Origin of the sequence: Paraburkholderia sp. MM6662-R1 (genome assembly GCF_050436245.1) — a bacterium.
Lineage (GTDB): Bacteria > Pseudomonadota > Gammaproteobacteria > Burkholderiales > Burkholderiaceae > Paraburkholderia > Paraburkholderia tuberum.
This window is the reverse complement of the sequence record NZ_JBNDLV010000004.1, coordinates 332,718-345,465: the sequence shown is the minus strand read 5'-3', so window position 1 is coordinate 345,465 and position 12,748 is coordinate 332,718. Positions and strand designations below refer to the sequence as shown.

The 12,748-nt window shown below is 59.7% G+C and carries 11 protein-coding genes and 1 pseudogene; 11 read left to right on the top strand and 1 reads right to left on the bottom strand.

All coding sequences use genetic code 11. From position 1 onward, the window contains the following. Window positions 1-141: 141 nt before the first annotated feature. Window positions 142-1,206: a 3-keto-5-aminohexanoate cleavage protein gene (locus OKW39_RS31375; RefSeq protein ID WP_090806705.1), complete on the bottom strand. Its 1,065-nt coding sequence runs from the start codon at window positions 1,204-1,206 to the stop codon at window positions 142-144. A gap of 1,238 nt (window positions 1,207-2,444) precedes the next feature. Here OKW39_RS31375 and OKW39_RS31370 point away from each other — a divergent pair. From OKW39_RS31370 to tnpC, 11 genes and pseudogenes are all read left to right on the top strand, one after another. Then, window positions 2,445-3,566, top strand: coding sequence for a porin (locus OKW39_RS31370; RefSeq protein WP_429333628.1), 1,122 nt, complete (start codon window positions 2,445-2,447; stop codon window positions 3,564-3,566). Window positions 3,567-3,594: 28 nt separating this feature from the next. Continuing rightward, complete coding sequence (locus OKW39_RS31365; protein ID WP_090806701.1) at window positions 3,595-3,969, top strand: BON domain-containing protein; 375 nt, start codon at window positions 3,595-3,597, stop codon at window positions 3,967-3,969. 209 nt (window positions 3,970-4,178) lie between these two features. Beyond that, window positions 4,179-4,896: pseudogene (locus OKW39_RS31360) on the top strand (enoyl-CoA hydratase-related protein). Between the two features lie 37 nt (window positions 4,897-4,933). Continuing rightward, window positions 4,934-5,416 (top strand): hypothetical protein, encoded by a 483-nt coding sequence (locus OKW39_RS31355; protein ID WP_176079014.1) that lies wholly within the window; start codon window positions 4,934-4,936, stop codon window positions 5,414-5,416. Further along, window positions 5,385-5,750: a hypothetical protein gene (locus OKW39_RS31350; RefSeq protein ID WP_090806699.1), complete on the top strand. Its 366-nt coding sequence runs from the start codon at window positions 5,385-5,387 to the stop codon at window positions 5,748-5,750. Before OKW39_RS31355 ends, OKW39_RS31350 begins: the two co-directional genes overlap by 32 nt. Before the next feature lie 350 nt (window positions 5,751-6,100). Next, window positions 6,101-6,943, top strand: a complete 843-nt coding sequence (locus OKW39_RS31345; RefSeq protein WP_090810166.1) for a TauD/TfdA dioxygenase family protein — start codon at window positions 6,101-6,103, stop codon at window positions 6,941-6,943. 124 nt (window positions 6,944-7,067) lie between these two features. After that, window positions 7,068-8,198: an IS110 family transposase gene (locus tag OKW39_RS31340; protein ID WP_429564427.1), complete on the top strand. Its 1,131-nt coding sequence runs from the start codon at window positions 7,068-7,070 to the stop codon at window positions 8,196-8,198. A 526-nt stretch (window positions 8,199-8,724) separates the two neighbouring features. Further along, window positions 8,725-9,549 (top strand): GntR family transcriptional regulator, encoded by an 825-nt coding sequence (locus OKW39_RS31335; protein ID WP_429364030.1) that lies wholly within the window; start codon window positions 8,725-8,727, stop codon window positions 9,547-9,549. Between the two features lie 534 nt (window positions 9,550-10,083). Next, window positions 10,084-10,539, top strand: coding sequence for an IS66-like element accessory protein TnpA (gene tnpA, locus OKW39_RS31330; RefSeq protein ID WP_429354897.1), 456 nt, complete (start codon window positions 10,084-10,086; stop codon window positions 10,537-10,539). Next, window positions 10,536-10,892, top strand: a complete 357-nt coding sequence (gene tnpB, locus OKW39_RS31325) for an IS66 family insertion sequence element accessory protein TnpB (protein ID WP_165572787.1) — start codon at window positions 10,536-10,538, stop codon at window positions 10,890-10,892. The genes tnpA and tnpB overlap by 4 nt, the downstream gene beginning before the upstream one ends. A 92-nt stretch (window positions 10,893-10,984) precedes the next feature. After that, complete coding sequence (gene tnpC, locus OKW39_RS31320; RefSeq protein WP_429562207.1) at window positions 10,985-12,580, top strand: IS66 family transposase; 1,596 nt, start codon at window positions 10,985-10,987, stop codon at window positions 12,578-12,580. Window positions 12,581-12,748: the final 168 nt, after the last annotated feature.

Below are 12,748 nucleotides of genomic sequence, written 5' to 3'. Positions count from 1 at the left end.
TGGCGCTTTAGCTGTCGACCAGAGTTCGCGCTTCAGCGCGCTACTCTGGTCCCATGCAAAGCCCTTACTCTGGTCCGATGCAAGCTGGTTGCGGATATGTATCGACTGCCGCAGTTCGTCTGCGGCTCGCTAGCGCTTACTTCACCCTTGGGTCGGCTTGCGCAGGAAGCCCTGGTTGCCACCGTTACGATTGGGCGCGAAGCCGTTGGCCTGAAGCGTCTCGTCAGCCGTGTCGTAGAAGACCCCAATCTTCATGATCTCTCGCGCCTGTTTCGCTGTCGCGATGGGACGGCCAAATTCGCCTGAAATGCGCACCAACTGCTTGATCTGCTCGACGGAGCTCATCTTGCCCGTGCGGGTCTGGTTCCAGAGCACATCCTCGATGCCGCACCGCACATGCAGACCCAAGGCGATGCCAATCATATTCACGGGCAGCACATTTAGCACCGAACTCTCCACCGTCACCACTGCGCCGTCGGGCGCAGCACGCAGGAAGTTGGCCAGGTTGTAGATGTTCGCCTGATCCATGCCGCCGCTGATAGCCACCCAGTTCATCACCAGTGGCCCCTTGTAGACACCGCGGCGAATCATCCGCTCGATCGTTTCAAAGCTGTTGATGTTGTAGCACTGAAACTCACTTTGGATTCCGGCGGCTGTCAGGCGTCGGATGTGCTCTTCGGCCCAGCTGGGATTCGAGGGGACAATCATGTCCTTGTAGGTTGCATAGAGGTGCGGGAATCCTCGCGAAACACCCTTGAAGTCATCCATACCGGCATGCTCTGTCACGTTCATCTGTGTCGTGTTGACGGTGACAGTCACCTGGTCGGGCTTCGGATCGAGTTCGGCCAGCATATGCCGCGTGTCATCGCTTAGCCATTGGGCGGCTTGGCCCTCGGATTCAGGCGCGAAGCTGATGGAACCGCCCACCTGGATGACCATTTCCGGCACGCGGGCGCGCACCCCGGCGATCAGTTCATTGAACATGGACAGGCGCTTGCTGCCCTTGCCATCGGCTTCGCGCACATGCAGATGCAGCACGGTGGCACCAGCTTCGTAGCAATCCACCGCCTTCTGGATCTGCTCCTCCATGGTGACAGGGATATCTTCCGGGAAGTCTGAGGGAATCCAGCCCGGCGCATAGGGAGCGGCTGTAATGATCAGGGGCTGCTGGTTCTCGGGATACAGGTGGCCGTCAAGGAAGTTCATGGTGATGGATCTCCAAATTGAAATTGTGAATAGTGAGAATGTCGAACTGGATGAGAAAGCTTTAGTACGCCATTCGCAGCACCATCGAGTGTCTGATGCGCCCAGTGAATCATCTGGCCCGCCGTCACTTCCTGCTTTACATTGCATGCCTTGCACTTGACTTTTCATGACAGTAATCCGCTGACGCAAGAGCGCCGGATCATCGACTGCCGCATCCACGATCCCGACAGCGACGGCAGGACGAAACGAGATCAAGTGCACATCATGCTGACCAATCTGGTTCATTGTCAGCACCTGACTTTCATCGGGGTCCTGATGAGCCATTGGCATGCCGCGCGCGATTCTGTCGGAAGCAATGTGCTGCGCAATGAATCGTTCCTTCTTCAACGTGCTTCTCAGCGGCTTAGACAATGAGACGGATGCGTCGGCGTGACGTCATGGTGGGTCGGCATCACAATGCCGACCATGCACGCATAGCAAAGCGCTTCATGAGTCATCGGAGTGAGATTCCCCCTCGGGACAAACCCTGAGGCAATCCGCGCCGCAATCCGTCGAGCGGCATGAGTTTTGTTCACCAATATCTTCGCAAATGGCTGCGTCGAGAGCATCGGAATCCCTCCGTTCATTGACTTCACATCGGCCGCGGCAGTGCAAGGCCACTGTGGTTCACAGTGTATCCCCATAAAATAATAATGTCGACAAAAATAGAGTTGCGGAATCTGTCGCGGGTGTCGTGGTCGCTTGTCGCGAAGCCATATACCGTTCTGCCTGCCGGGTCGACTCAGTATAAGTATTAATGTCGACATCAACAATTTTAGAGGATGATCGGCATTGTCAGTGTTCGGTCGGCAAGCCGGGCCGTTGCAGGAAGGCCCCGGAATCGTCGAGGGATCGTCAAGTTGCGCATCCCGTCCAAATCAGTCGACGGGCATGAAAAGAGGGCTCCATGAAGCGGAAAATCGTCGATATCGAGGCGCCGTCGTCGTTATTGAGCGGCGGCGCGTATGCGGGGTCGTCGGTCACCCTGGTTGGGGCGATCGCCGCCGGCCTTCTGTATAGAAGTCGTCGGCGACATCGTTCAGTTCCACAGCTCCAATACCGGGAAGATCTTTCGCTACATGAACGCGCGCATGCACCGATTGCGCCGGCAGCGGGGATCGACGACCCCGCGCCATTCGGTAACAGGCAAGCATCCGCCCGGGCTCGCCCGGTCATCATAAAAGGCAGAGGCGACGTCAATGAAACTGAAGTGGAGCGGAGTAGCAATACTCGCGGTATTCGCCAGCGCAGCGCATGCGCAGTCGTCGGTCACGTTGTATGGCGCAATCGATTCGGGCGTTTTCTTTCAGAGCACGGCGGCGTCCTCGTTCGCGCCGAACGCCCACAACAACGGGCACGTGTACGGCATCAAGGACGGCAGCCTCTATGGGAGTTTCTGGGGCATCAAGGGGACCGAAGACATCGGCGGCGGCTACAAGGTCAACTTCAGGCTACAGGGGGTGTTCAACAGCAGCAACGGCAAGGTCGGGCTGCCCGACACGACGGGCACGACTGCGATATTCAACCAGCAGACGACGGTCGGCCTCTCCGGACCGTTCGGCACGTTCGACGCCGGACGGCAATACACGCCGATGATCTACGCGATGGCCGATACCGACGTCCGCGCGGCGCAGTACTTCGGCAGCATCCTGGGCGCATGGCTCGGGCTGAACCAGGCCGCCGGCTGGCCCGGGACGAACACGAATGTGCCCCTCGGCGCGTTGTATGACAGCAACGCGCTCGTCTACCAGACACCGAAGTTCTACGGCGCGTCAGCCGCGCTCGAGTACGCGCCGGGCGGCGTGGCGGGCCAGATTCAGGGCGGTACGCGCGAATCGGCGGTGCTCAGGTATTCGAACTACGGCCTCAATCTGTCCGCCGTCTACTACAACGCCCACGACACGAACCTCGCGGCGGCCGCGCCGACCGGGTACGACAATAACCGCCTCTATTATTTCGGCGCGAAGTACACGTTCCGCGGCGTATCGGTGTCGGCGTCGTACGGGATCGGCAAGAATCCGTCGAACACGCGCCTCGCGGACTACGAAATGATTTCGGGTGGTCTGGGCTATCAGTTCACCCCGTTCTTCAAGATCACGTCTGGCTTCTACTACCTGAAAGATCGCAACAACTCGGCGAACCATTCGAGCGAATACGCAGTGGGCGCGGAATACAGCCTGTCGAAGCGCACGATAGTCTCTGCGCAGGTCGGGTACGTTGCGAACCGCGGGACGATGAACCAGACGATCATGTACGGCCAGATCGTCGCGCCGGGCGTATCGACCACGGCCGCGATGATCGGCCTGCGTCACAGCTTCTGATGCATTGAAATCGAAACGGAGAGCAACGATGAAAACGATGAATGGACTCAGGGTGGCTCTTGGCGTCGCGATCGCGGCAGTGTCGATCGGTGCGTGGGCGCAGGACGGCGCGTCGGCAGGGGCATTGGCTGGCACCGCAGCCTCCGCGTCGAGCGGCATGACGGCCAAAGCCGCGCGGCAGGCGAATCGCGCGCTGCGACGCAAGGTGTACGCAGCGCTCGCGAAGCACAAGGAGATTGACGCGGGCAACATCAGCGTCACTGCGAAAGGCGGGGCCGTGATGATCAGCGGCACTGTCCCGGAGGCGTCGCAGATCAATACCGTCACGGAGGTCGTGAATGGCGTCGCGGGGGTGGCGTCGGTGACCAGCAAGCTCACGGTGCAGCGGCCGTTCGGTCAGTAGTGCAGCGCGCAGGCCAGTTCAGTTTGAATTGACAGACTTGCCCAATGGATTTGAATCTGATTCGAGTCTGCAAACCGGGTGCGACTTTTCCCGGTCGACTGCGCCTTGCGGGAGTCAGGGTTTCCGATGGACCGTAATGATCGATCGTCGACTAGGCGACGAAGACCATTAACTCGCGCGCTATATCGCGCTTGGCCGGAGTTAAAGCCATGAACGAAGCGGTTCTCAAGCATCGCGATGGCGCGGTGCAAGTGATGTCCATCAACAACGCGACCGCGCGCAATGCGGTGACTCATGAGTTATGTGATGCCCTTCCGGCCGCGCTGGCTGAAGCGCAGGCCGATCCGGGTATAGGCGCAATCGTTCTCACCGGCGTTGGCAATGCCTTCTGCGCTGGCGGCGATCTGGACCGGCATGCGCAACGACCCACGACGACGCTGCTGGAGCTTCGCGCAGGAATCGAACGTCTGCATGACCTGATCCGCTCGATTCGCAGTTGCAGCAAGCCGGTGATCGCCGCAGTCGAAGGTTCAGCGTGCGGGTTTATCGATTGCGCTCGCGTGTGACATGCTGGTTGCCGCTCGCAATGCGTCTTTCTTTGTGGCGTATGGGAAGGTCGGCCTTTCGCCCGGCGACAGAACCGCCGTGCTCCCGTCCGAATTCGTCTCACGGCGAGTGCTGACGGAACTATGCCTGACGGGCGAGCCTGTCACGGGCGAACGCATGCATGGTTTGGGTATCGTCAACCGCCTCGTTGACTCAGGGCGCGCGCTCACCGAGGCGATCTCCATGGCAGTGACGTTCGCGACCGGTCCGCAGCGGGTGATCGTCCGGATCAAGAAATTGCGTCGTCACGCTGACAATACCCTCGAAGCGCAACTGGAACTCGAAGCCCGGCATGTGATGGAGTCTGTCGCCCTTCACTGATATGCAGGCCGGCCGTTCACGTAAGGAGGAACCTGTCATGAAAGTCATCTCTCACCTCGACAAGGTGCGACGCCTGGCGGTGCTTCGGCAGCACCTCGACCCGTTAGCCGACTTCGAATTGTGGTTCTGGACCACGCTGACCGCGAGCATCAACGTGTTCAACGCAACGCTTCATCTCGCTGGTCTGACGCGTGACGACCCTGTGTTCTCCACCATTCCCGGCGTGCACGTTGTGAAGCAACCGGACGGCAGCTACGCACGCGAGTTGCGTGGGCTCGGCGATGTGAGCCATGTTGGCTGGCCGGAGATCGCGGGAGACGTACCTCAGGCCATTCGGCAACTCGAACACGCGTTGCATACCATCGAACATCACCGGGATCCATGCATTCGCGGAGATCGCGTTCCAGTACAAGCCATTGTCGACGAATGTGAGCAAGCGTTTACACAAGTCATGTACACATTCGAACAGGCGTTGAAGGGTACCGAGTATGAAAACAGAGAATCATCGGCTCAAGGCTGAAAACATCGAGACGTCACTGAGGTTTCTCGGCAAAGATGACTGGGAAATGAAGATTGAGGCAGCGATGCTGGCTGGGACACACTGGGCGAACTATGCGCTGCATCGCCGCGGCGTCACTTCAGACAGTGAGGACATCGTCCACAACTCGATGCTGGTCGTGAACATGCTGCGCAAGTATTCCCTTGCGGAAGGCGCACTGCTTGGTGCGCTGACCGAAATCGAGGAGCTTCGCCCTCTTTATGTTCGGGGAGATTTGCCAGACGGTTCTCGCGCCGCAGCGCGAGCGCTGGAATTGCTTCAGTTGATCAGCGCGCTCGCCAGGCGCCCGCCATGACTGCTTCAGCAGAGAGCGTCGCGATGATCCATCCGGCTATTCAAGCTCCAGTTGCGCGATCAAATGAGTGCTCACGCACTACCGACAGCCCGAGCGGCGGCATCAATAACTCGCGATCAACCCGGCCTGCGGCGGGCGCGGCGCACGGCTAGCCATACCTGCCATCGTATTTCGCGACCGACCAAGCCTAAGGTACATAACTTAATGTCGACATAAATAAAATGGTCTGCTATCGTGTTTGTACAGATGCAGGGCAACAATATTTTACGGTTTCGTAAAGCTGCGGCGCCACGCGGCGACGGTGGGGGAATTGGCGAAATTCCTACCAGAACAAGGAGATATCGCTCATGATTAAGGTAGAAAGACTGACCGCTTGCATTGGTGCCGAGGTGTCCGGTGTGAGCCTGGGGGATGCGTCTCGAGATGCATCGCTGTTCGCAGAAGTCAAGGCTTTGTTGCTTAAGCACCGAGTCCTCTTTTTTCGAGATCAAGATATCTCTCGGAAAGAGCATGTAGCCTTTGCGAGCCGTTTCGGGAAATTGGAAGAACATCCCGTTGCGGAGAGCGATCCGGAAAACCCGGGCCTCGTGCAGATCTATCGATCGGAACAAAAGAATCCTTACGAAAATAACTATCACAGTGACGGACTTTGGCGGCCGAACCCATCTATGGGCGCCGTGCTGCGCTGCGTCGAGTGTCCAGAGGTTGGGGGTGACACCATCTGGGTCAACATGGTAGAGGCTTATAAGCAACTACCAGAAGAGATCAAGAAGCGCATCGAGGGATTGAGAGCAAAAAGCAGCATTGAGCACTCGTTCGGTGCGGCAATGGATCTGGAGGAACGAAGAAAACTTGCGGCGCGGAATCCAGAGGTGGAGCACCCTGTCGTGCGGACGCACCCGGAAACTGGCGAAAAGATTCTATACGTCAGCAGCTTCACGACGCATTTCGCCAACTACCACACACCTGAGAATGTGCGTTACGGTTTGGACAAGACGCCAGGTGCGAGCCTTCTGCTGAATTATCTGCAGAGCCAGGCATCGATCCCTGAGTATCAGGTTCGCTTCCGGTGGAAACCGAACAGTATTGCCATCTGGGACAACCGGCCAACGCAGCACTACGCGGTTATGGATTATTGGCCGGCTCCGCGCAAGATGGAGCGAGCAGGAATCGAAGGCGATAAACCATACTAGTCAGTATGACTCCGCGAGGTAGAGGCTGGCCCGCCGCGAGGACTCAAACGCGGGTTAGTATTTCTGCCAGAGCCGCACGGTGTGGACAGGGCCACACCCGGCGATATCCATCACGGAGGCCAGCGTGGAAAAAGATATCACACTGTACGTAGGGCTCGACGTTCACAAGGATTCGATCACGGTTGCCTATGCGCTGGGCACAGGCGAGGTCGAACTGCTCGGCAAGATTGGCACGACGAAGACGGATATTGATCGGCTGTGTACGCGCCTGCAATCGAAGGCGCGGCACATCCGCATCGTCTACGAGGCGGGCCCGTGCGGCTATGGACTTTATCGTCAGCTCGTGCAGAAGGGATTCGACTGCCTGGTGTGCGCGCCGTCGCTGATTCCGAAAAAGCCGGGCGATCGGGTCAAGACTGACCGGCGTGATGCGATCAAGCTGGTGCGGTCGCTGCGCGCCGGCGACCTGTCAGCGGTGTACGTGCCAAGCGTGGAAGACGAAGCATTCCGCGATCTGGCTCGCGCGTGGGTCAGCGCCAAGGACGATCTTAAGCGTGCGCGGCAACGGCTGAAGGCCTTTCTGCTCTTGCATGGCGTGCGCTATGCCGGCCGCGCCGACTGGGGACCTGCGCACCGGCGCTGGCTCAGCGCCTATGCTTTCGACAGCGTCTGGCAGCAACTGGCGTTCGAGGAGTATCGGCGCACGATCGAGGATCGCCTGGCGCAATGCGACCGGCTGGAGGCCGCGTTGCGCGAGGCTGTCGTCAACTGGCGATTCTATCCTGCCGTGCTGGGCCTGCAGACGATGCGCGGCGTGCAGTTCACCACGGCAGTGGGCATGCTCGCTGAGCTCGGGGATCTGTCACGCTTCGCCCACCCGCGCCAGCTGATGGCCTGGCTGGGGGTGACGCCATCCGAACACTCGTCGGGCGACAAGCGCCGTCAGGGCAGCATCACCAAGAACGGCAACAGCTATGCAAGAAAGTTGCTGGTGGAAGCGGCCTGGAGCTACCAGCATCGGGCCCGCGTGAGCCCCGAAATCCAGCGCCGCCACGAAGGCATCCCCAAGCCCATCGTTGACCGCGCCTGGGACGCGCAGATGCGCCTGTGCCGGCGCTACCGGAAGCTCCTCGCGCGCGGCAAGCAGAAGAATATTGCGGTGGTCGCGGTCGCTCGCGAACTCGCCGGTTTCATCTGGGACATCAGCCAGCTCGCCATGTCGCTCTCCGTACGGCCCGAGGTGCGCATGGCGTGACCGAACCCTTGAGCAACAAGTAAATCAACCTCACCACCCGAGCAAGAGTTTCCTGAAAGCGGCGTAGCCCGGCACCCGAGCAACCCGCGAGACGGTTAGGCAACGGATTTGATTCGACTTGCGGCACTAGATAGCGGCAGGCTCGCTGGGCGGACTTCTGTAATGCGGTAACCAACCCGCGGATATCAGCATGATCCACCGTCGAGATTTACTGCTACGTCGCCCTCAGGAAATTCAGATGGCAGCTCAAAACCCAAAACCGATCCCCTCTTGACAAGCGGAGTCATATCAACCGTTTGCCTGTCCTCGCGAGGCTCGAGGTGTTCGGGCTCCAGCCCGTGGTCGCAGTCCGGTTTTGTATGGATCTTTGATTGCCTCGGTCAGCGCGTCGTCATGGCTGTCGCCCTTGGTACCCACCGTATACTCGATACGCCCGTTGGCCAGGGAGTTGTTGTCGACATTACAATGCTGGAGACTATAATGGTCAATGGATTAAACTCGACGAAAATTCATTGCGCTATACGCCATGGCCCGAAATAAAACGCAGAACCTTCCCGATCTTTCCTCGCTTCTTACGCCCAAGAATTCACTGATGCTGGCAGTCGAGCGGGCGGTGCTGCGTGGGCAGGACTGGGCGTATGCCTCGGTGCCGATTGCCGAGCAGATCGCTGCCCGGCTGGCCGGGGTCATTACGCTTGACCTGGTGAAGTCGGGGCAACGCTTGCTGGAGAAAGATATCAGCGAGGTGTTGCACGTCAGCCGCGCGCCGGTGCGCGAAGCGATGCGTATTCTGGAGCGGGACCGCCTGGTCGAGTTTCAGGCCAGGCGCGGGGCGATTGTTACGGCGCCCGACGAGAATGAACTTCGGGACATTTTCCGTGTGCGCAGCGTGCTTTACGTCACGATGTTGGAGCAGGTGGCGCGCGAAAGCCCGTCCGAACTCGAGGCGTTGCTGAACGCGCATATGCCAAGGCTAATCAGGGCGGCCGAGGAGTCGGTAGACGCCTATGCTGTGGAAAGCTTCCTCCTGAATTTCAACACGGTCGATCTGTGCCGCAACCGGCTTCTGGTCGATGTCCTGCACTCCATCTCATTGCGAACCCTGCGATATGTCCGGCTAGGATTTGTGGCTAAGCCTCAATCGGTTCGCACATCTTTAAAAGTCTGGAGCGCGCTGCAGAAGGCCGCGATCAAACGGGACAACAAGCTACTGCTTTCCCTTGCAGCCTCGCGGCTGGACGACGCCAGGGATGCTGCCATTCGCGCAATCGTTGCAAAACCGGCAGACAGTCGACCCGCACGTGCCCCAAAGGCGGCGCGGGCCGAAGGAGCCGCCACCTCTACAGAGTGAGTCGCTCCCGGCGTGCTCTGGACGGTTGAATCCGGATTGCCCGGCGTTCCATCTTTTGGAACGCCGCGGTGGGTTTTCCGCTGCCAGTGACCCGTCTATCGTGGCCGCGATGCGGCACGAATTGATTGGAACATTCCCTGCATAGTGGCGGCACGTTGGGATGTCATGTCGTCGGAATCGACTTCGCTTCCCGCTCATCCATCCTCTCCTGGACGCTGGTACGCTCACCTAATAGCAGACACCGTATACCAGCACCTCCGGTTGCTTGCTACACGCCGATGCGGGGATCATGCTCCCGCGTCTGCGGATTCGCGTACACGCAGAGCATCATGCCGATCCCGCGATCAGGCCACGCACGTTCCAACTTTACTTGCGCCGGACCAGCTCGATCCGGTGCGAGAAATCCCTATCGAGGATCGTTTCGTCGTGCCCCCACTATTACGAACCTTGTAAGCGCTAGTTTTCACGCACCTAGCTTCTGCCTTTGAGAAGGTCCACGATTGCGTCCGCAACCCAAACTTGCGGACGCAATCCATGACCGAGAATGACCTGACCTTTTTGCCCTTGCGGGTGACACGCGTTGGTGTCGGCGGCAAGCGCAGTTTCCACCCGTCAGACAAGCGACGACTGGTCGACGCCTGCCTGCAGCCAGGCGCATCGCTGTCTGGCCTCGCCCTGAAGGCTGGGGTGAACGCCAACCAGTTGCGCAAATGGGTTCGGCTGCGCGAACAGTCGACTTCCTCCGCGAGATTCAACACTGCTGTCGGGTTGTCGGCCTTCGTGCCGGTCGTCGCGATCGACGACGCGGCGCCGACGACACATGTTGCGCAGCCGACGCCTGAACTGGATCGCGCAGATCTGTCGCCACCGGCGACACAAGCTGCGCGCCTGTCGGCCAGATTGCCCAACGGTGTAAAGCTTGAGCTCGAATGCTCAGGGCGCGACGCCGCACTGGTGAGCGCGATGATTGCCGCACTGAGAGCCCAATGATGTTCCGGTTCGAGGCGAACATTAAGGTCTTCCTGCATCGTGAGCCGATCGATTTCCGTGCCGGTATCAATAGCCTCGTGGCACTGGTCGAGCAGTCCATGCAACTCGACCCATTTGCACGTGCCGTGTTTGCCTTCCACAATCGCAGACGCAACCGGGTCAAGTTACTGTTCTACGAGCGCACCGGCTTCTGGCTGATGCTGCGGCGCCTCGAGCAGGACCACTTCGTCTGGCCACGTCGGCAACAGGCTGTGATCGAGTTGACGACCGAACAGCTGCATTGGCTCCTTGAGGGCATTGACGTTGACGCAGTGCGCCGCCATCCGGCACGGCGGTACCGTCACGCGAGCTGAACGCCGGGCGTTCCCAGTAAAAACAACGGGCGGGTGGACGGTTACAAATTCCCGTAAACCCGTCGCGCGCAATCATTCGCTATCCTGGGAGCATGAACGAAGACGACTTCTCCCGATTGCCGTCGGTCGCCCAGGCCTATATCCGTGAACTCGAGGCACGCAACCGGCAGCTGGGCGAACGGATTGCCCAGTTGGAGGAGCAGTTCCGCCTGGCGCAGAGCAAGCGCTTCGCGCCGAGTAGCGAGAAGCTCGGGGCTCGTGTCTTCGACGAGGCCGAACAGATCGCCGCCACCGACCACGACGACGATGACGCCGGCGATGCCGAAGGCACGTTCGCGCTGCCCGATACTGGCCTGCCAGATGTACCCGGGGCGGCACGGAACAGGCCCGGACGCAAACCACTGCCGGCGCACCTGCCACGTCAGCGCATCGAATACGACCTGCCCGAAGAGCAGAAGATCTGTCCATGCTGCGCACACGCACTTCACCGCATGGGCGAAGAGGTCAGCGAACAGTTGCATATCGAGGTGAAGGCGTCCGTGCTGCAGCACGTGCGCTTCAAGTACGCGTGCCGCCACTGCGAACGCCATGCCGAACGCACGCCGGTGATCACCGCACCGATGCCAGCGCAGCCATTGCCGGGCAGCAATGCCAGTGCGGCGATGATCGCCACCGTTACTGCCGGCAAGTATGTCGACGGGACACCGCTATACCGGATGGCTCACGCACTGGCGCGCGCAGACATCGAAGTCGGACGTGGCACGCTGGCAAACTGGATCATCCGGCCCGCTGAACTGCATTACCGCCGGCTCTATGAGGCATTGCGCAAGACGCTGCTGTCGCAGCCGTTGATCCATGGCGACGAGACAACGGTGCAGGTGCTCAAGGAGCCCGGCAAGACCGCGCAGAGCACATCGTATATGTGGGTCTACCGCAGTGCCGAAGACTGTGCGGAGCCGGTCGTACTGTTCGACTATCAGCCGGGGCGGGGGCAGGAATATCCTCAGGCATTCCTCGCCGGCTATGAAGATCTGCTGATGACGGACGGATACGCCGCCTGGCGTACGCTCGAAGGACCAACCCACTTCGGCTGCCTGGCTCACGCCCGTCGGGCCTTCGTCGACGCGCTCAAGGGCATGAAAAAACCCGGCGGCCGCGCCGGGCAGGCATTGGAATACTTCAAGGCGCTGTATCAGGTCGAGGCGCTGGCCAAAGCCGATATGCCCGAAGGCGAGACGCGCGTTGACTACACATACCGGCTGCGCCAGCAGCACAGCGTGCCACTACTCGAAGCGTTCAGAAAGTGGCTGGACGAACAGGCGCCGCAGGTTCTGCCAGAAAGCCTGCTGGGCAAGGCAATCTCATATACACGCAACCAGTGGACGTATCTCTGCCGCTACGTGAGCGACGGGCGTGCCGCCGTCGACAACAACGTCATCGAGCGCGACATCAGACCATTCTGTACAGGCCGATCCTCATGGCTGTTCAGTGACACTGTTGCCGGGGCGAAAGCGAGCGCAATCGTTTACAGCCTGATGCTCACGTGTCGAGCCTGCAATGTCGAACCCTACGCATATCTCGTGCATGTGCTGACCGAATTGCCGCAACGCGCACCGGATGCCGATGTCACAGACCTGCTGCCCTTCAACTTCGCGAAGCTCACGGCTGCAGCACGCAACCCCGTTTGATTTGACCAGCGCATTGGCGCGAACTTCACCAATCGACGCGCTGTCGTGAGACGCCATCTCCCCACCACCCAGGGACGTCAATTCCGTGTGCTGGATCGTGCGCTTACCGAACCTTAGCTTTGCTGGGGGTTTACGCCGCTTCGAAACAGTTCGTTCCTGCGCTCAGGC

Bases quoted from the DNA above. Each gene is read 5' to 3' on its own strand.
- OKW39_RS31375 (WP_090806705.1), bottom strand. From the start codon at position 1,206: ATGAACTTCCTTGACGGCCACCTGTATCCCGAGAACCAGCAGCCCCTG.
- OKW39_RS31370 (WP_429333628.1), top strand. From the start codon at position 2,445: ATGAAACTGAAGTGGAGCGGAGTAGCAATACTCGCGGTATTCGCCAGC.
- OKW39_RS31365 (WP_090806701.1), top strand. From the start codon at position 3,595: ATGAAAACGATGAATGGACTCAGGGTGGCTCTTGGCGTCGCGATCGCG.
- OKW39_RS31355 (WP_176079014.1), top strand. From the start codon at position 4,934: ATGAAAGTCATCTCTCACCTCGACAAGGTGCGACGCCTGGCGGTGCTT.
- OKW39_RS31350 (WP_090806699.1), top strand. From the start codon at position 5,385: ATGAAAACAGAGAATCATCGGCTCAAGGCTGAAAACATCGAGACGTCA.
- OKW39_RS31335 (WP_429364030.1), top strand. From the start codon at position 8,725: ATGGCCCGAAATAAAACGCAGAACCTTCCCGATCTTTCCTCGCTTCTT.
- tnpA (WP_429354897.1), top strand. From the start codon at position 10,084: ATGACCGAGAATGACCTGACCTTTTTGCCCTTGCGGGTGACACGCGTT.
- tnpB (WP_165572787.1), top strand. From the start codon at position 10,536: ATGATGTTCCGGTTCGAGGCGAACATTAAGGTCTTCCTGCATCGTGAG.
- tnpC (WP_429562207.1), top strand. From the start codon at position 10,985: ATGAACGAAGACGACTTCTCCCGATTGCCGTCGGTCGCCCAGGCCTAT.